This window comes from Photobacterium rosenbergii, from assembly GCF_003026455.1.
Taxonomy (GTDB): Bacteria; Pseudomonadota; Gammaproteobacteria; order Enterobacterales; family Vibrionaceae; genus Photobacterium; species Photobacterium rosenbergii.
The window spans coordinates 1,111,998-1,137,654 of the sequence record NZ_PYMB01000001.1; the positions used below are offsets into that span (position 1 = coordinate 1,111,998).

At 43.8% G+C, this 25,657-nt stretch carries 26 protein-coding genes and 1 riboswitch; of the genes, 13 read left to right on the forward strand and 13 right to left on the reverse strand.

The genetic code is table 11. From position 1 onward, the window contains the following. The first annotated feature begins 95 nt into the window (after positions 1–95). Complete coding sequence (malE, locus tag C9J01_RS05315; protein ID WP_107297039.1) at positions 96–1,277, forward strand: maltose/maltodextrin ABC transporter substrate-binding protein MalE; 1,182 nt, start codon at positions 96–98, stop codon at positions 1,275–1,277. 48 nt (positions 1,278–1,325) lie between these two features. Continuing rightward, the gene (gene malF / locus C9J01_RS05320; protein ID WP_107297040.1) at positions 1,326–2,882 is read left to right on the forward strand and encodes a maltose ABC transporter permease MalF; all 1,557 of its coding nucleotides are present in this window, start codon (positions 1,326–1,328) and stop codon (positions 2,880–2,882) included. Between the two features lie 8 nt (positions 2,883–2,890). Here malF and C9J01_RS05325 read toward each other — a convergent pair whose 3' ends face one another. Then, a complete protein-coding gene (locus C9J01_RS05325) occupies positions 2,891–3,478 on the reverse strand; it encodes an AAA family ATPase (RefSeq protein ID WP_107297041.1) in 588 nt (195 codons plus the stop codon). Between the two features lie 306 nt (positions 3,479–3,784). On the opposite strand from C9J01_RS05325, the gene C9J01_RS05330 reads away from it, so the two are divergent. The 4 genes from C9J01_RS05330 (at position 3,785) to C9J01_RS05345 (ending at position 6,975) form a co-directional block, all read left to right on the forward strand. Beyond that, positions 3,785–4,804 carry a permease gene (locus C9J01_RS05330; protein WP_107297042.1) on the forward strand — a complete coding sequence of 340 codons (1,020 nt, stop codon included), beginning with the start codon at positions 3,785–3,787 and terminating at the stop codon, positions 4,802–4,804. A gap of 30 nt (positions 4,805–4,834) precedes the next feature. After that, the gene (locus C9J01_RS05335) at positions 4,835–5,071 is read left to right on the forward strand and encodes a thioredoxin family protein (protein ID WP_107297043.1); all 237 of its coding nucleotides are present in this window, start codon (positions 4,835–4,837) and stop codon (positions 5,069–5,071) included. A 164-nt stretch (positions 5,072–5,235) separates the two neighbouring features. Further along, entirely contained in the window at positions 5,236–5,661 is a 426-nt protein-coding gene (locus C9J01_RS05340; RefSeq protein WP_107297044.1) for a cupin domain-containing protein, read from the forward strand. A 92-nt stretch (positions 5,662–5,753) separates the two neighbouring features. Next, positions 5,754–5,853, forward strand: a riboswitch (purine riboswitch). A 111-nt stretch (positions 5,854–5,964) separates the two neighbouring features. Beyond that, on the forward strand, positions 5,965–6,975 hold the full coding sequence (locus C9J01_RS05345; RefSeq protein WP_107297045.1) for an adenosine deaminase: 1,011 nt from the start codon (positions 5,965–5,967) through the stop codon (positions 6,973–6,975). 94 nt (positions 6,976–7,069) lie between these two features. On the opposite strand, the gene C9J01_RS05350 is transcribed toward C9J01_RS05345, so the two are convergent. Next, on the reverse strand, positions 7,070–7,414 hold the full coding sequence (locus C9J01_RS05350) for a TehB family protein (RefSeq protein ID WP_107297046.1): 345 nt from the start codon (positions 7,412–7,414) through the stop codon (positions 7,070–7,072). A 248-nt stretch (positions 7,415–7,662) separates the two neighbouring features. Here C9J01_RS05350 and norR point away from each other — a divergent pair, with 248 nt between their 5' ends. Beyond that, entirely contained in the window at positions 7,663–9,243 is a 1,581-nt protein-coding gene (gene norR, locus C9J01_RS05355) for a nitric oxide reductase transcriptional regulator NorR (protein ID WP_107297047.1), read from the forward strand. 2 nt (positions 9,244–9,245) lie between these two features. On the opposite strand, the gene C9J01_RS05360 is transcribed toward norR, so the two are convergent. The 7 genes from C9J01_RS05360 to C9J01_RS05390 all read right to left on the reverse strand — a co-directional run bounded on the left by C9J01_RS05360 (position 9,246) and on the right by C9J01_RS05390 (position 15,974). Further along, entirely contained in the window at positions 9,246–11,132 is a 1,887-nt protein-coding gene (locus tag C9J01_RS05360; RefSeq protein WP_107297048.1) for a methyl-accepting chemotaxis protein, read from the reverse strand. 221 nt (positions 11,133–11,353) lie between these two features. Next, positions 11,354–12,697: a sigma-54-dependent transcriptional regulator gene (locus C9J01_RS05365; protein WP_107297049.1), complete on the reverse strand. Its 1,344-nt coding sequence runs from the start codon at positions 12,695–12,697 to the stop codon at positions 11,354–11,356. Between the two features lie 296 nt (positions 12,698–12,993). After that, positions 12,994–13,503, reverse strand: coding sequence for a hypothetical protein (locus C9J01_RS05370; RefSeq protein ID WP_107297050.1), 510 nt, complete (start codon positions 13,501–13,503; stop codon positions 12,994–12,996). Between the two features lie 8 nt (positions 13,504–13,511). Continuing rightward, positions 13,512–14,186, reverse strand: a complete 675-nt coding sequence (locus C9J01_RS05375; protein WP_107297051.1) for a C39 family peptidase — start codon at positions 14,184–14,186, stop codon at positions 13,512–13,514. A 79-nt stretch (positions 14,187–14,265) separates the two neighbouring features. Next, entirely contained in the window at positions 14,266–14,832 is a 567-nt protein-coding gene (locus C9J01_RS05380) for a hypothetical protein (RefSeq protein ID WP_107297052.1), read from the reverse strand. Between the two features lie 173 nt (positions 14,833–15,005). Beyond that, positions 15,006–15,341, reverse strand: a complete 336-nt coding sequence (locus C9J01_RS05385; RefSeq protein WP_107297053.1) for a carbon storage regulator — start codon at positions 15,339–15,341, stop codon at positions 15,006–15,008. A 45-nt stretch (positions 15,342–15,386) separates the two neighbouring features. Next, positions 15,387–15,974, reverse strand: coding sequence for a hypothetical protein (locus C9J01_RS05390; protein WP_107297054.1), 588 nt, complete (start codon positions 15,972–15,974; stop codon positions 15,387–15,389). A 398-nt stretch (positions 15,975–16,372) separates the two neighbouring features. Here C9J01_RS05390 and C9J01_RS05395 point away from each other — a divergent pair, with 398 nt between their 5' ends. The 3 genes from C9J01_RS05395 to C9J01_RS05405 all read left to right on the forward strand — a co-directional run bounded on the left by C9J01_RS05395 (position 16,373) and on the right by C9J01_RS05405 (position 18,420). Further along, positions 16,373–17,467 (forward strand): transporter, encoded by a 1,095-nt coding sequence (locus C9J01_RS05395; RefSeq protein WP_107297055.1) that lies wholly within the window; start codon positions 16,373–16,375, stop codon positions 17,465–17,467. 124 nt (positions 17,468–17,591) lie between these two features. After that, a complete protein-coding gene (locus C9J01_RS05400; protein WP_107297056.1) occupies positions 17,592–17,990 on the forward strand; it encodes a DUF2750 domain-containing protein in 399 nt (132 codons plus the stop codon). Between the two features lie 70 nt (positions 17,991–18,060). Continuing rightward, positions 18,061–18,420, forward strand: coding sequence for a HopJ type III effector protein (locus C9J01_RS05405; protein WP_107297057.1), 360 nt, complete (start codon positions 18,061–18,063; stop codon positions 18,418–18,420). Positions 18,421–18,437: 17 nt separating this feature from the next. Here the strand turns inward: C9J01_RS05405 and C9J01_RS05410 are convergent, their stop codons facing one another. Further along, on the reverse strand, positions 18,438–18,770 hold the full coding sequence (locus C9J01_RS05410; protein WP_237156879.1) for a hypothetical protein: 333 nt from the start codon (positions 18,768–18,770) through the stop codon (positions 18,438–18,440). A 344-nt stretch (positions 18,771–19,114) separates the two neighbouring features. On the opposite strand from C9J01_RS05410, the gene C9J01_RS05415 reads away from it, so the two are divergent. The 3 genes from C9J01_RS05415 (at position 19,115) to C9J01_RS05425 (ending at position 21,445) form a co-directional block, all read left to right on the forward strand. Further along, positions 19,115–19,903, forward strand: coding sequence for a nucleotidyltransferase family protein (locus C9J01_RS05415; protein WP_107297059.1), 789 nt, complete (start codon positions 19,115–19,117; stop codon positions 19,901–19,903). A gap of 267 nt (positions 19,904–20,170) precedes the next feature. Then, positions 20,171–20,950, forward strand: coding sequence for a RelA/SpoT domain-containing protein (locus C9J01_RS05420; protein WP_201797803.1), 780 nt, complete (start codon positions 20,171–20,173; stop codon positions 20,948–20,950). A 207-nt stretch (positions 20,951–21,157) separates the two neighbouring features. After that, on the forward strand, positions 21,158–21,445 hold the full coding sequence (locus C9J01_RS05425) for a Rho-binding antiterminator (RefSeq protein ID WP_107297061.1): 288 nt from the start codon (positions 21,158–21,160) through the stop codon (positions 21,443–21,445). Positions 21,446–21,497: 52 nt separating this feature from the next. Here the strand turns inward: C9J01_RS05425 and C9J01_RS05430 are convergent, their stop codons facing one another. From C9J01_RS05430 to C9J01_RS05440, 3 genes are all read right to left on the reverse strand, one after another. Beyond that, positions 21,498–22,784, reverse strand: a complete 1,287-nt coding sequence (locus C9J01_RS05430; protein WP_107297062.1) for an L-cysteine desulfidase family protein — start codon at positions 22,782–22,784, stop codon at positions 21,498–21,500. A gap of 374 nt (positions 22,785–23,158) precedes the next feature. Further along, positions 23,159–23,737 (reverse strand): NUDIX hydrolase, encoded by a 579-nt coding sequence (locus tag C9J01_RS05435; protein ID WP_107297063.1) that lies wholly within the window; start codon positions 23,735–23,737, stop codon positions 23,159–23,161. A 62-nt stretch (positions 23,738–23,799) separates the two neighbouring features. Then, a complete protein-coding gene (locus tag C9J01_RS05440; RefSeq protein WP_107297064.1) occupies positions 23,800–25,491 on the reverse strand; it encodes an asparagine synthase-related protein in 1,692 nt (563 codons plus the stop codon). Positions 25,492–25,657: the final 166 nt, after the last annotated feature.

Genomic DNA, 25,657 nt, shown 5'->3' on the forward strand with positions numbered 1-25,657 from the left:
TAGCTAGACAATAATAAAAAGAAATGATCACCAAAAAACGTACTGCCGAGGCTTTTCTGCAGCATAAACAATCACCACCGAGAAGGATACAAAAGATGAAAAAAGCCCTTACCACTGCAGCTTTTTGTACCCTTGCCACAATTGGCTCAGTTAATACGTTTGCAGCGATAGAAGAAGGCCAGCTTACCATTTGGATCAATGGCGACAAAGGCTACAACGGTCTGGCTGAAGTCGGTAAGAAATTTGAGGAAGATACAGGTGTGAAAGTCACCGTTGCTTTCCCAGATGGCCTGTCTGAGAAGTTCCCTCAAGTCGCTGCGGCTGGTGATGGTCCAGATATCGTATTCTGGGCACACGACCGTTTCGGTAGTTATGCCAAATCAGGTTTGCTGATTGAAGTAAAACCCTCCAAGGAACTAAAAGATAAGATCATCGACTTTACCTGGGATGCTGTTCGGTATGACGGTAAGTATATTGGCTACCCCATTGCAGTTGAGGCGCTCTCTTTAATTTACAACAAAGATTTGGTTTCTACCCCACCTAAGAACTGGGAAGACATTGAAGCTCTAGATAAAAAGCTTCAGGAAAATGGCAAAAAAGCGATCATGTGGAATTTGAAAGAGCCCTATTTTTCATGGCCTGTCATTTCTGCTGATGGCGGTTACGCGTTCAAAAGCACGGATAAAGGCTATGACGTCAAAGATGTTGGTGTTAATAATGCTGGTGCCGAAAGCGGTATGAACTTTATTAAATCACTGGTTGATAAAAAAGTTATCTCGCCAGATATGGATTACAACATCGCTGAAGCTGAGTTCAACAAGGGGAACGTGGCGATGACAATCAATGGCCCTTGGTCATGGGGTAATATTGATAAATCAGGTATTAACTACGGCGTCGCGCTATTACCCGAGCTAAATGGCAGCCCTTCACAGCCATTTGTCGGCATATTGACTGCAGGCATAAGCTCCGTCTCACCCAACCAAGATCTTGCCGTTGAGTTTATAGAGAACTACCTACTCACTGACGAGGGCTTGGGTATGGTAAATGATGACAAACCACTCGGCGCGGTCGCACTGAAATCATTCCAGAAAAAAATTGAAGAAGATGTCCGCATTGCCGCCACGATGGAGAACGCACAAAACGGTGAGATTATGCCTAATGTTCCGCAGATGACTGCATTTTGGTATGCCTTAGGCAATGCCATTCAAAATGTTGTTGATGGTCGCCAAGATGTTGATGAGGCATTGGATGAAGCAGCCGGACACATGCTTAAATAGCTATTTAAAGTGAAAGTTCCCCTATTTTAATAATAAGGTGACTAGGGTTTGAATTCACAACAAGAAAGCTCCAAATTCAATTTCCGTTGGTGGCTTAAATGGTCACTACTTGGAGCGATTGGCATTGTAAACGGTTATGCAACCGTATTGATGTATGCAAAGGGCGAAACCCCTTTTGCACTTCTTACGGTTGTCCTAACCACACTATGCCTCTATATTTTTGGCAGCAAAAAGACATACGCCCACCGCTATATCTTCCCGGGTGTTGTCGGGATGCTAGTGTTCATCATTTTCCCTTTGGTTTATACCATTGGACTTTCATTTACCAACTACAGTGCTTCGAACCAGTTAACCCTTGAAAGGGCTCAAGCAATCCTTGTTCAGCGCAGCTTTCAGTCAGGCAAGAGCTACTTATTTGATCTCTACAAGGTGGATGCAGGGCACCAACTAGTTATCAAAGCTGACAATACTCTCTTTGCTTCTGAAGTATTCGATATTTCCAATCCATCAGTAGCCGATTTCATGGAGCTGCAGCCCATTGATGCTGCAACGGGTGAAAAAGAAATCATTCGTACCATCGTCCAGAACCGCTCAAACCTGAACAAAATTGAACTAATCATGCCAAACGGTGAACACATCCGCATGAGCGGCTTGAGAAGGTTTGCAGCCGAAACCCCTCTCTTCACCGTCGAGGAAGATGGCCTGAGCCTGCTGAATAACCAAAACCAACAGCGTTATAAACCCAACTTGGAAACTGGGTTCTATCAACCTGTCGACAATAAAGGTAACTTTGTCGGTGACCCCATTTCACCAGGTTTTGTAGTTGGAGTAGGTAATGCCAACTTCGAGCGTGTCATAACCGATGACGGTATCAAAGAACCTTTCATTGGGATTTTCATCTGGACTGTTGTTTTTGCTTTTTTATCTGTTGCCCTGACACTGGCTTTAGGGATGATTTTAGCGTGTATTGTTCAATGGGAACCTTTGAAAGGTAGTGGTATTTACAGAGTATTACTAATTCTCCCATACGCAGTCCCTTCGTTTATTTCTATTATTATTTTCAAAGGTTTGTTTAACCAAAGCTTTGGCGAAATCAACATGATGCTCGATGCTATGTTTGGCATTAAACCGTCATGGTTCTCTGATCCTACACTAGCCCGGTTTATGGTCGTATTGGTTAATACTTGGCTTGGCTTCCCTTATATGATGATTTTGTGCATGGGGCTATTGAAGTCGATCCCCGAGGATTTGTACGAAGCTTCCGCCATTGACGGCGCTGGTCCGATACAAAATTTTTTCATGATCACACTGCCACTGTTAATCAAGCCTTTAACGCCATTACTAATTGCAAGTTTTGCTTTCAACTTCAACAACTTTGTAATGATCCAACTACTGACAGCAGGCGGGCCCAACATGGTTGGTACATCAGAGCCAGCAGGCTATACCGATTTGCTGGTCAGTTATACCTACCGTATCGCTTTCGAAGGCGGAGGGGGGCAGGACTTCGGATTAGCCGGTGCCATTGCCACCCTGATCTTCCTGATGGTCGGTGGTATGTCGCTGCTTAACTTAAGACTAAGTAAATCAACACTTGAGCAGGATTAATGATTCGGCTATTCACGCTGATATCGGTTTATCACATTCTCAATCGTCATGATGCCAAACATGATTTTTCGCACAAATGACTCAGAGCTACCGACAAAATAGAAATTTGGATGCCTAGCCCAGATATTCTGCAGGACTACATCCAGTCGTGCCGCCTGTTCTGATGACTCGCTTCTTACCGGATTATTACTGCTGATGTCATGGCCTGTCGCCCCAGCTGATTCAAAAAAGATCACCGCATCATAACGGGATATTTCCTCTTCAAACGTTGAGTTCACCTGCTTGAAGAAGTCCTTTTCGTTTCCTGGCCAATAGGCTAGACCATCCAATGAGCCCCTGTCGCACACCAGCAACCGGTCTGGATAATGTGCCTTATTGATATCTTCGAGGTTTTTCTGCAATTGGAAAATGGTTTTTTGGATCATTTTGAGTACTTGCTCATCTTCAGATCGGGTAATCCCTCCGGAAAAAAGGACGGTCGCTGCCTCAGGGACAACAGCGATTTTGTTGCCTAACTCCCTACGGAACAAGTCCAGCGCCGTAGTTTTGCCACCTCCCGGCCCGCCTGTTACCACCACCTTCAACTGCTTTTTCATATTTAGCCCTGCCTAACAATGCTTGTTATCAGCCTAGACAACAAAAAGATTTGCCGCAGTTATTCAGTGATAACTCCCACGATTATTCTGAATAACTGAAACCCACACCTGAGTACAAAATCCACGTACAGTATGCCCGCAAAGGCATTGATAACATTTAGAGTCATTGAAAAAGCCGTTTTTGGGGGCATTCCCCACCCCTTCTACTCGCTTAGGGGGCTTTTTCAATTATTTCAAAAAAAAGCGAATCCTTTTCTCTGATGCTTCGTCTTTATCCATAGATAATCATTTTGCTAAGGACGAAGTATGTTCCAAGTATTCACCGACATCGCCTCATGGCTGGTGTATTCAGTGCTGGGTCTATCACCAGAAACCCAATTCGCAGGTGCCCTGCATTTTTTCATTGACGACACCCTCAAGATCTTTGCCCTGTTGCTGGTAATGATTTACGTGATTGCTCTGATAAGAGCCTCTCTTAACGTCGAACGGGTAAGGGATTACCTTGCTGGAAAACACCGGGCGCTTGGTTATTCACTAGGTTCACTCTTTGGAGCCATTACCCCATTTTGCTCCTGCTCTAGTATTCCTGTTTTTCTAGGTTTCACCTCAGCGGGGATCCCTTTGGGGATCACCATGGCATTTCTGATCACTTCGCCGCTGATCAATGAAGTCGCAGTACTCTTGTTAGTTAGCTTACTCGGTTGGAAATTCACACTTGTTTATATTGCTCTGGGTATGACAGTAGGGATATTAGGCGGGATATTCCTTGATGCTATCAAGGCTGAACGTTGGTTACAGCCTTTTGCAGCAAACGCCCTCAAACAGGGACAATTAAAGCAAGGGGCCGAGGCTAATAGTCAGATTGATACGCCAGCGCTTTCAGACGATACAGCCCCCCTCTCTCTGGCAGAAAGACATACTTTCGCCAAAGAGGAAGTGGTCACTATTTTTCGTCGGGTATGGAAGTGGGTGTTCATCGGTGTCGGACTGGGTGCAACTCTACATGGCTTCGTCCCTGAAGGCTTTATAGAGTCATATCTAGGTGCTGGCCAATGGTGGTCAGTTCCAGCCGCAGTTTTGCTCGGTATCCCGCTCTACTCCAATGCGACAGGCGTTATCCCCGTGATGGAAAGCCTCATCACCAACGGATTACCCATAGGTACAACCCTGGCTTTTTGCATGAGTACGGTCGCAGCAAGCTTCCCTGAATTCATTCTACTCAAGCAAGTGATGCAATGGCGGCTGCTTGCAACGCTATTTGCTCTTCTATTGGTTGCATTCACCATGATCGGCTGGGTGTTCAATGCCACCTTTCCCATTATGTAATTACTATTGAATCAATTAAGGAATCAAACCATGAAAAATGTAAAAGTCCTCGGCTCTGGATGTAAGAACTGCACCGTCACAGTCGAACTCATCAACGATATTTTCCAGCAACAAGGCGTTGAGTTCGAACTGGAGAAAGTACAAGACATGGCGCAAATCATGGTATACGGGGTGATGTCGACGCCTGCTGTCGTCATCAATGATGTTGTCGTACACAAAGGCAGCGTACCCAAAAAAGAAAATGTGGAAAGCTGGCTAGCAAGCTAAATCAATCCATCATGACAACAAGCTAAATCATGGAGAGGCGCTTAATTGCGCCTCCCTTTTTCTCTCAACTCTATGGCACCCAGCGAGAATAAAACTGTTCACAACCAATAAAGCGCCAAGCTTGTTCTACGCTTATGGCTATAAGGTATTACAAGGAGCTAGCCATGAATATAAGGACGACTTTTCCGAAAGCACTTTTAGCGTTATTAACGTTAAAGCTACTGCTATCCAGCTTTTCACTTTCCGCAGCAACATCTAAAGATCTGATCAAGACAACATCCAGCTGGAACGGCGAACCACTGCCTTCGATTCAACTCCAGCAACCTGAAATCACCATCAAGGAAATTATCGTTGAACCGGGTGAAAAACTACCGTGGCATCAGCACCCAGTTATCAATACCGGGATCTTGCTCAGCGGACAGTTGACCGTTCACACTCAAGATAAGAAAGTCACCCTCAATGCCGGAGAAGTACTGGTTGAAGTGATGAACACCTCCCATTACGGTGAAAATACCGGTGATGAACCCGCCAAAGTCATTGTGTTTTACATTGCAGAGAAAGACAGTAAGGTCACAATCCTGGATCAATAACTTTGCATGGCTAAAGATTGCATCGATAACGTCGCTATGCGATGATCACGAAAACGTTTGCTTGCACTATTTTGTGATTTATTACTACACTGGTTTTAATAAGCAAACGGCTTCGTATAACCCCATTGATATGGTATGGGGGTCTCTACCAGAATCCGTAAAATTCTGATTACGAAGAGTTGAGCGCATGTGTGCTTTTCTCTTTGTATGTCAGTATCCGACGCGACAGAAAAGCACCTTAATACTCCACAATCCATACGCCTACTACAGTAAGGCGGGTTAGAATTATAATAAGGGCTTGATATGAAAGAATTTATCAAAGGATTACCTAAAGTAGAATTGCACCTGCACATTGAGGGCACGCTAGAGCCTGAATTGATGTTTGAGCTTGCACAGCGCAACAAGGTTGCAATCCCATTCTCTTCTCCCCAAGCAGTTCGCGATGCTTACCAGTTCCATAATTTGCAATCTTTTTTAGACATCTATTATCAAGGCGCAAACGTACTCATTACAGAGCAAGATTTTTTTGACCTCACTTGGGCCTACCTACTGCGCTGCCGTGAGGACAACGTCGTTCACACCGAAATTTTCTTCGACCCCCAAACCCATACCGAGCGCGGTATTGCTTTCGAAACCGTCATTAACGGTATCACTAGAGCGCTAGAGCAAGCCCAGACCGAACTAGATATTTCAAGCCAATTGATCATGTGTTTCCTTCGCCATCTCGATGAAGCATCAGCATTCGAAACCTTAGCGCAAGCGATGCCTTATAAGGATAAGATTATCGCTGTAGGGCTAGACTCTTCTGAACTGGGTCATCCACCAGAGAAATTTGCCCGGGTATTCCAAGCAGCGAGAGAGGCCGGCTTCCTAACCGTTGCCCATGCCGGTGAAGAAGGCCCAGCCCAAAACATACTCGATGCCATATATCTGCTTGGAATCAGCCGTATCGACCACGGGGTGCGGTGTGTAGAAAACCCCGACCTAGTCAAACAACTGGCTGAAAGCCGGATGCCGTTGACCGTTTGTCCGCTTTCTAATATTAAGCTCAAGGTCTTCGATAAGATGGAACAGCACAATATTGTTGATCTGCTTGAAACAGGCTTGTGTGTCACCATCAACTCTGATGATCCGGCCTACTTCGGTGGTTATATGACCGACAACTTTGTTGCTGTTGTCGAGGCACATCCTATTAGCCCCAAGCAAATCGCTCAGTTCAGTCTGAACGCTATTGAAGCAAGTTTTATTGAAAGCCCCCAGAAAGTGACGTTGTCACAAGAGGTAAATAACTACTTGGCGAATTTTACTGCCTGATATCTATTGCGGACCTATCGCGATTAACAATGCACCTCTAATAAAGCAGCCCGGCTTTAACCGGGCTGATTTCTATTTGGGGCATTACCAATGCCTAGTCTGGTTTTTTAGCGTGAAACATTGGCTGCCCGGATTTATCGCCTTCAGACCAAAAGTTAATATTGAACTGGGCATCATCGCTTATTTCAATACGGTGCCAATATTGCGGTGGGCTTGTTGCAAACTGCCCAGCATTAATGACCACCTTTAGCTCTGGCTCTTTGGCTTCACTATCAGCAAAACCAAAGTAGGTAACCGTCCCTTCCATGACACATAACTGTCCAAATACGCCCGCAGCAGTATTATGGTGACTAAGCAAAGCAGGTGGAACATTATCCTTGGTAAAGAAAGGTGTTGAGCGCTGTACTGTCCAGTGAGCAGGAATACGTAGATGACTCATAGTGATCTCCGGTCTAATTCAAACAGGTTGTATAAATTGTTTAATTTATTCAATGATGTGGGCAACATGCCACTTGAAATCTGATTAAGGTACTGCACCGACCATGCCAACTTTTTAAGCGTATGATTTTAATCAATTTATTAATAAAACCATTGAAACAAGCTGTCATTTTGACAACTTTAGATTACTGTCAATTAAACAATCATCTGTCATAATGACAATATATCAATCTGAAAAGCATGACTAACATGAAGAACACACCCAAGGAATTGACCCAACTTGCATTGGACCTCACCCAAGGTATTTCCAGCCAATACCGGTTTGATCGATTACTGTCTGTCATCAAGTCTCTTTTTAGCTGTGACTCATCAGCGCTTCTCGCTTTCCGAGATCAGCATTTTTCTCCACTAGCGATTAACGGTCTTTATGAAGAAGTGCTTGGACGCCAGTTTCATATTGATGAACACCCTCGCTTAGAAGCCATAGCCAGAGCCGGTGATATAGTCCGCTTTCCTCATGACAGCGATCTACCTGATCCTTATGATGGGCTAATTCCCAGCCATCAAGGGAACCTTCATGTTCATGCCTGTATTGGCCTCCCCCTTATCGCCAATGAGTCGCTCATCGGTGCATTAACCATCGATGGCTTTGACCCTCATCAGTTTGACCAATTTAGCGATGAAGAGCTTAGGGTGATCAGTGCCCTTGCTGCGGCAAGCTTGCACACTGCTCTCTTGATGGAGAGACTGGAAAGCCAAGCAGTGAACATACCGCAGCCCCAAGGTACAACTAACTTACAAACAGGAAAGTTACCTCAGGCAGGTCAAGTGGAAATGATCGGTAAGTCCAAAGCCATGGAGGAGCTCAGAAACCACATCCAGGCAGTGGCAGCGACAGAGTTAACGGTATTGATTACTGGAGAAACAGGCGTGGGTAAAGAACTCATCGCCGCTTCCATCCACCAAGCTTCACACCGAAGTCAACAACCGCTGGTTTACCTCAACTGTGCAGCCTTGCCTGAATCGGTTGCTGAGAGCGAGTTGTTCGGTCATGTAAAAGGGGCATTTACAGGTGCCATCAGTGATCGCAAGGGTAAGTTTGAAATGGCTGATGGCGGCACCCTATTTCTTGATGAAGTGGGTGAACTTCCCCTCTCTTTGCAGGCGAAGCTACTACGAGTCCTGCAATATGGTGATCTGCAAAGAGTCGGAGACGATAGTTTACTGAAAGTGAATACTCGAATAGTGGCAGCGACAAACCGTTTACTTCATGAGGAAGTGAAAACCGGCAAATTCAGGGCCGATCTTTACCACCGCTTAAGCGTTTTCCCCATCATGGCTCCTCCCCTAAGGGAAAGAGGTAATGATATTCTGCTACTTGCTGGCTTCTTCATGGAGCGGTGTAAAGGCAAGCTTGGCATTCAATCGATGCGCTTAAGCCAAGAGGCGGTAACACAGCTTAGTCTTTATTCTTGGCCGGGCAACGTCAGGGAGCTTGAGCATGCCATCAACCGAGCCTCTGTGGTTGCAAGGGCAGAATCAAATGGCTTGGACTTTGTCGAACTTCAGCCGCAGCATTTTGATTTCCATGCCGAATCTCATGGAGACTCTACACTCTCAACGGTAGGAACTGATACCCCCCACCATAGAAAAAGCCCAATATCGGTGGATACCAATATTGGGCTCAAAGACGCCACTAACCGTTTCCAGTACCAGTTTATCGATGAGAGCTATCAACGTAACAACCAAAACTGGGCGGCAACAGCCAGAGCGCTTGAACTAGACGCCGGAAACCTTCACCGTCTAGCCAAGCGTCTTGGGTTAAAGTAACGCTAGACGATAAAGGTGGACACCTTGTCGTTCAAGTTTGCCGCTTGCTGGCTAAGGCTTTCAGCTTGCTGGCGGGCTTGATGGGCATCTTCAGTTAACTGATCACTCACATCCTTAATCGTGGTGGTATTTTGGGTGATCTCATCCGTAACGTGGGTCTGCTCTTCAGCAGCGGTAGCAATTTGTGTCGCCATGTCACTGATCATCGCAACCGATGCATTGATCTGCTCCAATGCGACATTGGCTTCATCTGCATCTTCAACGGTACACTGGGCTAACTTAGAACTGGTCTCCATTAGATCCACCGCCTTGGTAGTAATTTGCTGCAAAGTAGCGATCATACTCTGGATCTCTTCTGTCGAAGTGTGAGTTCGCTGTGAAAGGACCCGTACTTCGTCAGCAACCACCGCAAAGCCTCTACCTTGCTCACCGGCACGCGCGGCCTCAATCGCCGCATTTAGTGCCAATAAGTTTGTCTGCTCAGCAATACCCTGAATCGTAGACAAGATACTGTTGATACCCTGAGCATGCTCATTTAACTGACTGATCACGTTGGAAGCTTCATTGACCTCATTGGCCAAATTCGAAATCGAATGACGGCTTTGGATAACCAGTTCTCGGCCACTGTTAGTGTGAGAGGTAGAATCATGAGCGGCACGAGCGGTTTGTTCAGCATGTGAAGCAATTTCCTGAGTAGCGGATGCCATTTCAGTCACTGCTGTTGCCACCATAGTAATTTCATCTTGCTGGCGCTGAAGTTCCCTCGCTTGCTTGTCTGCTCGGGACTCACTTTGCGTTGCGCTCTCCCCTAACTCTTCACCCTGATGGCGAACATGACGGATCAATGTTTGAAGGCTTGCCACGAACTGATTAAAGTTTCGGGCTAAATCACCGACTTCATCTTGGGTATCAATGTTGATTCGCTGGGTAAGATCACCTCCGCCTTGCGCAATCACACCTAACGCAGAGGAAACTTGCTGTAACGGCTTGAACAAGTACATACATAGTAAGTTGAACAAAAAGGCGCATACCACGACCACCAGCAACGTCAAAAACATCTGCTCATATAAAGTGCTATAGAGTGGGTCCAGCACCGAGTTGGCATCAATTACAATAACCGTTTGCAGTGGTTTCCCAGCAATTGGGGCAACATACAGGTAACTGTCAGTGCCATTAATAACTACACGCTCTACATGGCGATCACTGGCCAAACGAGCAAGTAACTGGTTCGTTAAATCACTATCTTTGAAATTAGTCGGCTTATTGAGTAGTGACGTATCAGCATGGGCAAAAATATTACCTTGCTCATTGGCTATGAACATATAGCCCAAGCCTGGCAGCACCACATTATCAAGTTGGCTGATGATATTCTTGATCTCTACATCTGCCCCGAGTACAGCCTGTTCACCCATCACATTCACAGCCTTGCCCATGGATACAACACTGGTACCCGTCGCCGCCGCCACTGTTGGGTTTTCGACCGTCACCTTGCCATTCTGGCCCTGCGCATGCCGGTACCAATCCCATTGGCGTGGATCGTTGTTACCCTGTGGCAGCAACACCTGGTTGGCATTTATCTGGGAACCATCAGTAAAGGCCAAGAAAACATTATCAAAGCCCGCTGAATGTTTTACCTGACGAAGATGGGCTGGGATATCTTGCGCATTGATGTCTTGTGGAAAAGCTGACAATGCCATGGCTTTTGAGTCCATCCAGTCAACGACATATTCGTTATAAGCAGCGGCAACACCACGAAGTCTGGCATTTAAATCTTCATCCAACCGGCTTAGGGATGAAAAGAAAGAGAGGACTGTGACTAATGCGCCACCGAGGATAATAGCGATACTTGCCGAGACAGCCAGTTTTTGCCGTAAAGATAAACTAAACATCCGTTTCCTTTTGTTGTTAGCATGTTCAATCAATTTAATTCACGGCTCGAATTATTACATTTTTATCTCAGTGAGAGTATCACTTCATTGTTTTTTCAAACTAAAAGCTGCATGAGATCATTTCTTCAGCGTCCCCCCCAGAAGCATTCACTGAGGAAATATTTCACCCACCAACAATAAAAAAGGCCCCAAATGGGGCCCTTGCTTTATTGAGTTAATTATCAATCTCTGGCGTATCCATTATTATAATGTCGTACATCAGGAACGATATTATGTTTATTTAGCAGCCGGTACATGGTCGCTCGTGAAACACCGAGATCTTTAGCTGCTGAGGCCACTTGTCCACGATGGGTTTCAAGAACCGCAACCAAAACATCTTTTTCAGCTTCATCTTTAATATTGCGCAAGCTTTGTTTCAAGTTTGATTTGCTCGGCAAATCAAAATGTTCGGCTTTTACTTCATTACCTTCAGCAAGTAAGGCAGCACGCTTAACTTGGTTAATCAACTCACGAACATTACCAGGCCAGCTATAGCGCAACAGCAACTGCTTGGAGTCCTCAGAGAATGATGAAGCCATTGTGCTGTATTCGCGAGCAAACTTGGTCAAAAAGGTTTCTGCCAGCAAGAAGATGTCAGAACCGCGCTCTCGCAAGGTTGGAACTTTAATGTGGAAAACATTCAAACGATAAAATAACTCTTTACTGAATGTGCCACTTGCTACTGCTGCATCCAAATCAGCACTGGTAGAGGCGATGATACGCACATCCCCAGACGCTTCACCTTCCAAACTATCACTGCTTGGTGATTGGAGATAAGTCAACAGCTCTTCCTGCATCTCTTTGCAAAGCTCATCAACGTTATCCAACATCAAGGTGCCGTTAAATGGCGTGCCGTCTTCCTGTCGGTAGCTGCCATCAAGCAATGCCATGTTGTCGTCTTCGCGATTGAGCGATGCGCAATTGACAGTAATAAACGGAGTGTTTTTTCGCTTGGAGAGATTGTGAATAGATTTCGCAATCAACTCCTTGCCGGTGCCATTTTCCCCTGTTAGGAAAACGTTCACCTCGGTCATTGCTACGCGGCGGACCATATCTCTGAGTTGCTTGATAGATTTAGACTCGCCGTACAGGCCCATGTCGTGCTGCGTTGTGATTTCAACCCAAGAGCTTGATTCAATCTCAAGCATGCCGAGCTGGTGGCCAATTGTGCTTAGGAGATGGCTACTTGGAATTGGAACGGTAAAATAATCGACACAGAAGTTATTGATGAACTGGCAGATTGCATCAGTCTTAAGCTGCTCCTTCTTAATGATCGCAATCCACTTTACTTGCTTGGTTTTGTTTGCCCTCAATGAAATGCTGTTTAAGCTAAAATCATTATTGCTTAAATCAACAACACAGATACACGGACTGTATTCTTCCAAAATTGAATCAACCGTACGTAAATCATAACAACAGTGGGTTTTCCATCCAGATTGTTCTAAAAGCGCAATCCAAGGTTCGTAGTTACATCCCAGTGCTACTAAACGACCATCTATTGATTTATTTTGACTTTGAGTCACCATCGAAGTCACCTTCTATCAACTTATATTTATTGTGTTTGTATTGAAAATATAGGTGACATTTTTGTGTTGTGATGCGTTTCAAAACTAAGAAATTTAAGTATCCGATTTGCAACAGTAGGAACAGAGCGATAAGTTGTTAATTTATCAATAACTTACACTTTTAAAAATGATAAGAAAAAAATTGAACTTTTTATTGAGGACAACAGTATTACAGGAAATAAAAAAAAGCATTGTTAATAAAACAATGCTTTTCATGTCAAAAAAGTACCAAACCGCAAAATTGTATTGCAACAGGGTTAGTAGCCGTTATGTAGAATGGCATGCTCCAATCTATTGTTGAACAAGGTCTGCCTATTAAAGCCTTCTATATCAGCTTCAATATCAAGCACTGTTTCAACTTTGATTGAGGTATTATCAGCAGAGTTTTGCACTACAGTGCCTATGGCATCCTGAGAGGAACCTATATTAGCGACATTGTTTTCACCAACACTAATAACCTTTAATGGGTCATCATAGTCATAGGTGCGCATTCCATCACTGCTAGACAAAATACCATTACTAATAGTAAAGTCTGCTATGTGCGTGTTTAAAACAGTCTCACCATTCACTTCTGTTGTCACAGAAAGACCAATATTAATTATATTATCATTTACAGATACAAAACCGCCCCTGAGTGTGGACATTTCATCATCTGATAGGGTTGTTAACCCCAATTCATCAATACTGAGAAAACCAATAGATGCATGCGTAATAAGAGCGGATGCTCCTATTGTTGATGCGACAATTAACCGTGTTAACCTTTTCATACTAGCCTCTAATAATCATTACTACCAGGCAGAGTAATACTAAACGTTGATAATGAGTCTCTTACAACAGCCTCTGACACGGGTGATGGATTATATATATTATAATTATCTGCTGTTATAAAACTTCCCCGCCCTTGCTCGACGCGGTTTTTTACCAGCAATACCGTCCCTTTATAGACTTGCTTGAAGTCCTTGATAGGAATCAATAATGTTCCTCTAGACGGGTCACCAAGAATAACATTCTCTTGGTTCATTCCTTTAATGACTACAAAGTGCATATAGCCATCAAAGTTCACAATGGTTATTGCAGGAATGCGTAAATCTTGGAATTTTTCTAGAGGAATATTGTAGCCATTTGCATCGAGACCGACAGAATTCATATAGTTTTTCATATCTAGCATTGAAAAACCTTGCTTCTCTATCTGCTCTTTGTCCCCATGCTTAAACATATATTCAAAAATGATATTCTCTTGGGATTCAATATCGTAGTGATAAGTCAGTAATGAGGCTACTGCTGCAGAGCCACAGCTGAAGTCGTATTGCTGCCTAAACACGTCACCAAATAACTGCTCTTGGTAACTTTTAACCTGCACATTATACCCCCCTCGACTCGGAAAATAGTCTAGGGCATGAATGCTTGATGATGCTAATACGCTGATAAGCATGATAATTGATTTCTTCATACGCTAACGCCTATCAAACAATGCATTTACGATATCTACTCCAGGGCAAAGCAAGAAAGGGCCTTTCGGCCCTTAAATCTTAGTATGAGCCGCCGCCACCAGGAAGGCTTGCTCCACCTGAGCCAACAAGCGCTGCATTGGTGCTTGTAGTTTGTTGTACCATTGAGTTGTTACCCACGTTCTGACCAGCAATGTTGATACCAGAAGCTGCTTGGTAACCACTGTGCATTGTATTCGCGTGCTCTACATAAACATCAGTTCCTTTACCCTTACAGCATGCACCACCGTAAGTCACTGTGTTACCCATTACCGCGCCGTCAATCAAAGACTCTGCTAGCAACTCATCCCACTCATGATGGCCTTTGGAAACTTCTGACCAGTCATTCTGAGAGTTGTCTTCTAGGTCAACATCATAAGTGTTGCCTACGTTTTTCATGATCAGCTTGTCGTTATCTTTATTACCTACGTAATCTTCGGTGTATGTTTTATTTACGGTTGCGTCTACATTCAAAGTCTTAGTATCGTTGAAGCTACCTTCAATGGTTACATCATCAAAATCGCTATAACCACCGTAATCATAATCGTTTGCCATTGCGAAAGGGGTTGCGACTAGCGCTGCTAACAGCATAATTTTAGTTTTACGCATGATTTTACTCCAAATTTGTATTTGTAATAGTTTTACAAGTCCGTTTGGTCAAGACTAATCTCACATAAATAAATATTTATAAACCAGAAGCATTTTTGTTACGCCCTGCGAAACCAAAGATAATAGTTTGGTTTATTGCTGACAATTTCATGTCAGCAAAGATAGACTAACAATTACTTCAATGTCAGGTTTATCACGGTTGCATTTTGAATTAATACATTACTACCGGTGTTTTGTACGATATTATAAACCCCTGAAGAATTACTTAAGGCACCGCCATCAATAATATTATCCCCAGTGATATTGTTATACGCACTATTACCTGTAACATCGCCATACATCTCTGAACTTGCTTGAAGACTTTCAGTATCCAGTTCGTATTCTCCGCCACGAGACTGGGTCATAAACTCTTCAGTCAATACTTCAGAATTTGCTAGAATATCCAACTCATCAGTAGCTGCTGCACTAAATGTTATAAATGTCGCCACTATCAGTGTTAAATATTTCATGACATCCTCCTGAGAGCTGCAATGCAGCTCTCAGTTATGTATGTATTAATTACCAGCCAAAACCGCATTGGTGCTAGCACTCTGCTGTACCAAAGAGTTGTTACCAGCATTCTGACCCGCAATGTTGATACCTGAAGCGCCAGAGAAAGCACCCGTCATGTCATTGCTATGTTTAACTGTCAAAGATGCTGCATCCCCTGAACCGTAACCGCCGTAGCCGCCGTATGGGTCATAGCTGTCACAACATGCACCACCGTACTCAACGTCAGAGTAAGTAACGTAACCATGCAGTTCAGACTTAGCAACATGATAGGTTTGTAGCTCAGTTACATCCAGATCAACGCTGTAATCGTTCATGCTGTTGTCTGTCCACTCTTTACTGTAAGAGTTGTTGACGTCTTTCATTTTTAGAACGTCATTATCTTGATTGTAAGAGTCTTTAATGGTGTACTCTTTATCAGCATCGTAAGTCAGAGTTTTATCGATATCTGTATTGTGAGAGTCTGTAATTGTTTTATCATTACCATCATCATATGATGGGTAGTAAGGGTTATATGGCTGTTGGTAATCATTCGCTAGCGCAAGTGGAGAGCTAACAACTGCTACTAAAAGTGCGATATGTGTTTTACGCATGGTCATACTCCAAATATATTTAGTAGTTATTTTCTTATAATCACTCGCCGTGTTCGCGAGATAACTTAACTATAGTGTTGGCAAGAAAAGTTCCTGTATTATTTTTAATAATTTTTTGTGCTTTTTATTCTGAACTTTTCCTTTTAATTCCTAGCGTTTATAACGTAAAAAATATGAAATTCATTCTCACTTTTTCAACATTTAGAATGCTGCTTCATTTTATCAACAACAATATCACTTTCTCACTTTAAAGAAATAAAATATATATTCTCACTAATAAGACCGAGAATAAGATTCTTAAGTACCATATAATTCTCACCTCTACTATGATTTTCTTATTCATCGCTATCAGTTTTTTATCTCGTAGCTAAATAAAAGCAATAACCACAATACAACTTATGGGTAAGCTCAGTGAATTAAGTGAGGAAATCGTGAGTATTTTCAATGACAAAAGCTTTATCGCGCTTCTTGCTTTGATATCAGGAACGGTTGCAGCAGAGACCGATCAAGCAAACAACTCATCGCAACCAAATGAAAAGCCAAAACGAGTGCAAACCTTCGGCGATCTCCTTGACCCCGATCTACCAGGTGTTCTTACACCCAAGGGGTCATTTGTGCTTGATACCAGCTTTTCGTATACACAAAACTCATCTAACAGTGTTTCCATCGTTGGCTATACAGTCCTTCCTTCACTACTTGTGGGCCTTATCCGAGCCAGCGATATAGATAGAACAACCTTGACCCTTGGTCTTACAGGCCGTTACGGGATTACTAACCGTCTTGAGGTCGAGGCTCGAGTCCCATTTGTTTATCGCTCAGACTCTATTTTTGAACGTGAATTGCAGCAAGGAACGCCAAGCGACACATTACGTACTGTTGAAGGAAAAGATATCGGAGATATTGAAGCTGCGTTCAAATATCAAATAAACATGACTAATCCCCCCTACTGGATTGCTGGCTTACGCTTCAAAACGACGACGGGGAGTTCTCCCTATGATGTTCCAGTAAACGAACTTAGTGATTTTGAAGAGCTTCCTACAGGCTCAGGTTTTCCTAGCATAGAGCCAGGACTAACAATGATTATGCCCATGGACCCGGCCGTAATATTTGCCAACCTAAGCTATACCTGGAATATTAAAGATGATGTCGAAGTCGACGTAACTGTCCCAAGTGACGATGATGATGATGAACGGACATTTCAGGCTAGCGAGATAGATTTAGGGGATGTCATTTCATTCAGTGCCGGTATGGGTTTTGCGGTTAACCCTAAATTTTCATTCAGTTTAGGCTTAAGCCACAAGACCATATTGAAATCTAAAACTGATGGTTCTACCCCATCAAATGCCAAACTGCTTCAGCTTGACTCAATCTCTATGGGCGCTAACTATGCCATCAACCCTGAAACCACATTGAACGTGGGTGTGAGTGCAGGTTTGACAGCAGATGCCCCCGATTTCCAACTGACAGTTCGAGTCCCTTATACTCTGCGCTAACCTTTCTGCTTAACTGCCTTTCATTTAATAGCCTTACCCATTGCGGGTAAGGCTATTTTCATGACTAAAGTCTAATTTTCCTCTATGCTATGTCGCTACTACTATGTGTAACAGGAAAATAAGAATGTCTACGCCATTAGATCCAAGCCAAATCGAACAAATTCAAGGCTATGACGCTGAAAAGCGCTACAAGTATTTGGTGAAAGAAGTCGTGAGTAACCGCGAAATCTGGATTCTGACGGATGAACATGGCTGTGTCATGCTCAATACCGATGACGAGGACTGTGTACCAGTATGGCCAAACAAAGAATTTGCTGAATCTTGGGCAACGGGTGAATGGGAAGATTGCAAAGCTGAAGCTATTTCCCTTAATAAGTGGCACAGTCGCTGGACATACGGCCTTGAAGACGATGAACTAGCTATCGTTATTTTCCCAAATCAGGACGAAGATGGTCTTGTGGTATTCCCTGATGAGCTTGATTTTGAGCTGAAACAACAAGCAAAAAAATCAGGTAACCGCTAAACCAACCAATAGCAACCAATAACTCGGGGGCGATAACGTAATCTCGCCCCTCATTTTAAGGACATTAGCCATGGAAGCGCTTCTCGCTAAGCTCAAATCCCAGCCGGATTCAGTCTCATTTCCTGAAGTAATGACTGCTATTGAAAGAAACTACACATACCAACCGGTCCCGTTTACCAACGGATTAGGTAACGACACCCTAATCAACGACGCTGGTACCAATGAGGGATCGTGCCGGATCTTTGCATTTGCCAAACTCAATAATCTCTCTGAAGCGGAAACACTCGCCTGCTTTGGTGACTACTACCGTATCGATGTGCTTCAGAACCCAGACGGAAATGATCACCAGAATATTCGCCATTTTATGAAATACGGCTGGCAAGGCATTCAATTTGATGAGGCCCCACTGATTGAAAGGGCCTGCGCTTAGAAATTAGTGCTCTTTATTTACAGCTTTTTCTGGCAATGGGAGCACTTCTCTGGCGGTTTCATAAAAAAAGGAGAGCGTGATGGGTTTCCACAACCATCACAAAACTTGGTTGAGCGAATCGTCAGCCAAGTCAGCGGTACCATAAACGCCAATAATCCCAGCATCATTGGCATAGGTGGTTGCACATATACAATCACAGCGGCAATCACAACATTGCTTGCAATGGTATATATCGGCCACAAACGACGCTTTCTAGCAACATCCTTCCCTCTTTGAAACAACATATAGCTGCCTGCAGCCATCGCCAACCAAATCGCTGCAAAGATAATCATTAAGTTTTGTTGCATCATTTATCTCTTAAGTAACACCACCAGCGCAGTCTACCACTTTATGCAAACTCATCGTAATGTTTCCTCTATACACAACTCCGGCTTTAGCCCCAAAGCCAAGGCTCTTGTCGGATATAAAAGATTCAACTGTGATAACGCCCGCATTTTGCAGCTACACAGCCCTTAAAAGAATAACTTCCTAATTTTGGCCTAGGTCACATTGCAAATCTGTTGATTGGGAAGCTCGTCACAGGATGATAATTTGCTACCTACTTTTCGCTATGGTTCATATTGAAAACCCAGCCTTCGCCCAGATATCTTACGTGTACCGCTTGAAGTTAGAGCGGTGATACCAAGGAGATCCAATGATCGCGAAGTCTTTGTTCAGAACTTGTTTTGTTCTGTTATGTGTTTTCGGACGTGGCCCCGTTGCCAACGCAGCAGTACCACAATTTACTGATTCGGAGTTTAAGCTTCCATCCCCAACACAAGACACCAAGGATAACTTCCAACGCTCACTAAGCGGTTTATTTTCAATACCTAGCTTCCGCCAAGAGACTTTGAGCCAGCCCTATCACAACTTCGACGACCTATACCATCACGCTCACGCCGCCCAGCAAGAATTGGAGCAGCTACTGACTCAAATCAGCCTTCATACCGAAGCGAAGCCCATCATCCCAGGTATTAAGTCTCGCCAACGTGCAGAGCAGAAAATCGCAACCGAACTCAATGGCCAACCAGAAAAGCTTACTGATCTCGCTCGTGGGACACTGGTTGCCAATAACATCTCTTCTTTAGTTGATGCATTCAATCACCTTAGCCGTGAAAGCACTATCGTAGAAACCAAGAACCGCTTCAAACAGCCTGCATCTTCTGGTTACCGCGATTTAAAAATGCTGGTTCAGTTACCTCAATCTGGCTTGATTGCTGAAATTCAGCTCCACCTTGATAGCATTGCAGAAATAAAAAGTGGTCCTGAACACGACATTTACGAATCTATTCAGCACATAGAGCGCCAAGCAACCCTTGAGGAACGTGAGTTGAACGATATCGAAGTTGCCAAGATCAAAGCATTGCGCAAACAATCACAACAAATGTATCAGCAAGCTTGGCACCAATACTTACAGCCAGAACCGCTTGCAATGGCAAGTTAAAGAAAATTATTTTCGAAGGGGAGCAACTTGCTCCCCTTTTTATTTCAGTAAGTTATCACATGTTCTGTCAGTACTTTGTTAACTCTCATCAATGAATTTTCCAAATTCATCCAGCGTTCAGATAACTTTGCTAATCTAGCAAGCGTAGAGTAGCTAGCAACTCAAATAAATACGTCGCTTTTTCTGAGCAGGTCTTACCCGCTGAGATGCACCTTTTTACGTATGATGCCCGATCTGATCGGGCAACCAAGGAGTTGTTTGATGGATTTGAAATCTGTACTTCGAACGTGTTTTGTTCTGTTTTTCCTGACCCGTGGGTCAGCGATGGCAACACCATTGATGGCAGACTACTCTGGACAAGATTATGAGGTATCACCAAAGCATTCAGAAGCCAGTAAAAAGTCGTTCCAAAAAAGCCTGAGCGGTCTTTATAGCATTGAGAGCTGGCGCGCTGCTGATATTCAGCAGCCACACCAAAATTTTGAAGATTTATACAAAGTAGCCCCTTCTGCCCAACAGGAACTGGCAAACCTGATGAATGAAGTGGGTCTGATGACAAATACCAATATCGTGATGCCTGATGTTAAGTCACGTGAGCGAGCAGAAAAGAAAATCGCTACCGAACTTAATGGCGATGCCAGCAAGATTACTGACCTTGCCCGTGCATCTCTAGTCGCTGAAGATATTTCAGGTCTGGTTCATGCCTACGAGCTCATTAGTAAAGAGGCGACCATTGTATCGGTTAAAAACCGCTTTAAGTCGCCAACAGACTCAGGTTACCGTGATTTGAAACTACTGGTTCAACTACCAGGCTCGGAGTTAATTGCTGAGGTTCAGTTACACCTAGATGCCATTTCTGATGTAAAAAATGGTGAAGAACACAAGATTTACGAGCAGATTCAGCATATTGAGCGTACGGCACTGAGCCAGAGCCGTCCACAAAGCGAATTTGAAATTGCTCAAATTAACAAACTACGCGCTACGTCGAAGTCACTTTATCACGATGCGTGGCAGCAGTACCTACAACCAGCAAGTATCGCTGTTTAATCTTCCCCCAGAGGTCACTACGATTGGGTAGTGGCCTCTACCCCTAAACGATTATTCACTCATTAAATCATTTCAAGTTGTTTCAGTTTTAAGCGAGATTCTCATTCTTAACTACGCTTTTATGTGGTGGCTGTGGAATCTTGATCCAACTTCAACTCAACTTGGGGCCAAAACAAAAACGCAGCCCCTAATTACAGAGACCGCGTTATGACCAATAGATACCAACCCATAGACTACAGGTTGCAAAATTATCTCGAACAAGCTTGTGATGCCCATTATGACGTCCTGCTTGAGCTCACGGATGACAGCACTGTAGAAGGCCAATGTATCAACACAGAGATTCATCCAGACCGCTCTGAATGGCTGGTTTGTAAAACCCAATACCAATACACCAAAATTCGGCTTGATTTCATTGCCAGGATGAAGTCATTGACACCAGGTTCAAGTTTTTCAGAAGTCAGATCCACTTCACCACAAGCCATATTCAAGGGATAAAAAAGAGCACCTTAGTGCCCTTTTTCAATATTTGTGATGCACTAGTTAGCAATCATTTGTGAACCATGATCTCCAAGATCTGAACATCGGTTTGGGTCATTGCGCCGTTGGCTAGTGCTGACATATTACGAATGGAAGCATCAACATCATCTGCAACTATCCCTTCATTACCTGTGACTCGAATGCCATCAAGAGCCATTAACGCGGCTTTAATAGCTGCACTGGCAGACGATGATACTTTCATTGCACAACTTGTTTTAGCACCATCACAAATAATGCCAGTGATATCACCGATCATGCTACATATAGCATTGCTAATATGGCTAAACTGGCCACCGAGCAACCAGGTCATCCCGGCTACTGCCCCCATTGAAGCAGTGGTAGCACCGCAAAGGGCAGACAGTTTGTTTTGGTAACTCTTGATATAAATAGCCATCAAATGTGACATCATTAGCGCACGAATTGTCGTTTCATGATCCGCTTTTACATGCTCTGCCACTACTACGACCGGCATCGTTGCTGCAATACCTTGGTTACCTGAACCTGAGTTACTCATTGCTGGCTTCATTGCACCATCCATACGGGCATCAGAAGCCGCTGATGTTCGGCGAAGAATATCCGTCAAAAGGCCACCCGTCAGCAAGCCACGATCAACATTTCGTTGGAATGTTGCCCCGATTTGCAAACCGTATTTACCAGTCAAACCTTCTTTTGATAGTTCATCATTCAGCGCGTAAGCTTGAGAAATAAAATCAATCTCTTCAATTGGCGCATTCAAAGCAAACTCGAAAATATCGTGAGCGGTTGCTTGCTCGAAAATATTCTGTTTTACCGCAGGTTGAGCTGAGCCTGTTTGGTCGGCGATAAATAAAACCTGACCATTTTTTTCAATAGAAACAACACGTGTGTGGCTATCAGCAATAATCACTGTTACGGAGTCAGCACCGTTACTGACGGTCACTTTGGCAAATAAAATATTGCTAACATTAGCAACGCCTACAGATACTGATTCGCTATCCAGCATTAATTTGGCTTTTTCAACGTCTGTTGAAGTAATATTTTTCAGCACTTCAAGGCCTGCATCGGCATCACCCGCCAGTGCGCCCACAGCCGCTGCAATCGGTAAACCGACCATGCCAGTACCAGGTACGCCTACTCCCATACCATTTTTCATCAAGTTTGGAGAAACATAAGCATCGATTTGAGTCGGAGTACACGCCAACTCACGCGTCGCCAAAGCGGCAGCCAAAGCAACAGAAACGGGCTCGGTACAACCCAGCGCCGGGACTACTTCACGCTTAACAGTTTCAATGAAACCATTCCATAGATGCTTTTTCATGTTCATCACCTTAATACTAATAGGTAGGGCTACGGGCTTATTGAAATGCAAAATGAGGAGATATAAGCCCTTATCTTTATGAGGTTAATGTACAGCTATCTTGAGGAAAATGTTTTCTTATTTGCCCTGCAACAAGAGCAATGATTAGCAAATTTTTCTCCATGAATGGAATTTTATGAAATTAATTTTCGCTATTTAACTAAGCATGCGAATGATCACACTACCAATAAGTATTCCTACCTCACCCTAATAGCCTGAGCCAAACATTAAAACATGCCTAGAAAATCATGATTTACATTTTTGAATAATAAAACGGCCTCAATATGAGGCCGTTCTAAGATAAATCCATTGTCTACGCTTAGTATGCGATGTGGTTAGCTAGCCGCTTTTAATTCTAAAGGACTCGCTTTCGGCACTGCCTTCCCAAGTAACTCAGCGGCAATAGTTTTCAACAAGAAGGTTTCACGCTCAATAGACATACCTTTCTTTTCGCTGTTGGCGATTGTATGTTCATTGTGAGCAATCGCATCAAAGATGCTGATCCAAACAGGCTTCATCCCGTTTTTCACTTCATAGTCTTCCAGTTTGGTGTCGCCGAGTTTCTCATCGATAGTGCAAACATAGCAGTAAGAGTGCATGTGCATTATATCAAAGTCAGGCTTGTACCATGGGCGGTATTCTTCATAAAGGCCAAACTCACGGATATCACGAATGTTCTGTGCGCCGGTCTCTTCTTCTAATTCACGAACCAAACCTTCAATAGCATCTTCACCTTCATCGATACCACCACCAGGCAAGGTGTAATCGTGATAACGCTCGGTATACAGCATTAAGATATTTTCACCATTGAGAATGATGCCCCGTGCCGCCTTACGGTGAAACGTATTACGATGAAGTTCAGACGTTTCTAGATGTTGTAAATCAGGGTGCACGGTTGCTTTCAGTAATCGCATGTATATTTTCCGAACGTTTTAACAAGCGGTGCATTCTAGCCGATAACAATCCGTTTCCCAAGTCAAAGCATATAAGTATTCATCCGCTTGACCATTGTCAACCCGGGCGTGCAGTCATATAACCGCAATGCTGTTAATAGACATTGCACCCCTAAAACCGAGCGATTGAAGACAGTGGCATTTTCACTGAAAATTGTCGAGAAACCTTCCCTAAGCAACTGGTTTTTCGTCTTTGTCGGTAAAGAAAACTGCCATTGGCTCGCTTTCGGCTTATCCACATCAATGGGGCATGGAATATGGCCAGGATAGGTCTGCCAGGGCGTTTGTAACGCTTGCGGATAACATTGTTGCAGCCACTCCATATAGATGCCATGCTTCAATGCCCACTGAGTATCCATCGCAAACATGGCTTTCAATACTGACTTGCTGTAATACGGTAAGCAAAAGTCCAGTTGGAAGAGATCCATATCTTCAAAAGGTAAAGCAACATGATGGTGTTGATCGTTTTCCCACAAGAAGAGTTGATAGGCTTTGAGCAAAGGTAGGTGTGCATACTCCCTGAAGCTATCGATTATATTCTCCCGCAATCGCTGCTGATACATTGCGCCTTGCTTGATAAGTCGATGTGGAATATATGCCATCTGCTGCTCTAAATAACAGTCTACCAACTGTTCAAGGTCTTCTTGTTCACACGCCTTGACAATTGCTTCGCTGGTATAGATTTGGCCCACGCAGACACTGCCACCATTTCCTGACCAGAAAAGCCTAGGGCGGGATAGTTTGTCATAATATTCAAAGCACTCTGATTGCCAATGCTTACCAAGCCTTTGCTCAACCGTCAGCTCTTGGGTATCTGTCACTCGAATACTATGAAGGGGGATGTGGTGATGGGCTGCAAACTCCTGACCATAAGAGGCATCTTGTGAGTGATTACGCGAGAAATTCAGGCACTCTAGTTCAACGCCCCTACGCTGCAATTCTGTGGCGATAGTGCGAGAATCCAATCCACCAGATAATGTACTAATGGTCGAAGTATCCGAACCTAGGTATCGCTCTACAGCCTGTTTGAAACCAATATCTAAGCGTGCAACCCCTTCTTCCAGAGAACAAGGTGCAATATCTGCATTAGCCCAGGAAAAGTATCGGCGTCGCTTAATATCTACAGAAGCGTCCATCAGTTTCGGGTTTGAGATTTCGACCATTTCTCCTGGTCGAGACGCGATCACTTGGTTGTAGGGCGTTTTACTCGCTAATGGATAACCTAATGTCGCTATTTCTGTCAGTGTTTCTAAGTTATTGTCTAATGGAACGCCGAGTTCAGGGAATATCCGAAGGCAAGTACTAAATACTACCGCGCCTTGATAGTGCATAAAATAAAATGGCCTTATCGCCAAGCTATCTGTATATATCGACAAAATTTGTGGTTCTTTTTGATAATGAAAAACACAAAAAGTCCCTTCCCCTTCCAGCAACAATTTTTCCGGGCTGGCACTATCAGTCAGTGTTTCCAAATCATGCTGAACACATTGAGACAGCAATGGATGACCCGCAGTTACAGCAAAGCTACGTTCATTGTCGGCTTTTGCGGGCTTACCGAAACATTGATAATCGACATGGCAAAGAAATAATGAGGAGTCAGAGAAAATTTCTCGCCTATCATCCTGATTACGAGATATGTGTCTGTCAATATTGTGTTTGACCGCGGTCAGTTCCGGTGTCCAGTTTGTAGAAAAAATGCCTGCGATTATACTCATTGCCCACTCCTTTTGATCTATACGAACATTTAGGCAATTTGTAAGCCAACTCAGACACTAAAGTAAGGCCATGTTTTATTTGATTTTTTTATAGCGCCCAATAAACTATTGGCTGTTTTTTGCTATTTGCAAAGCAATACAAAAATACCCCCAAGCCAATATATGG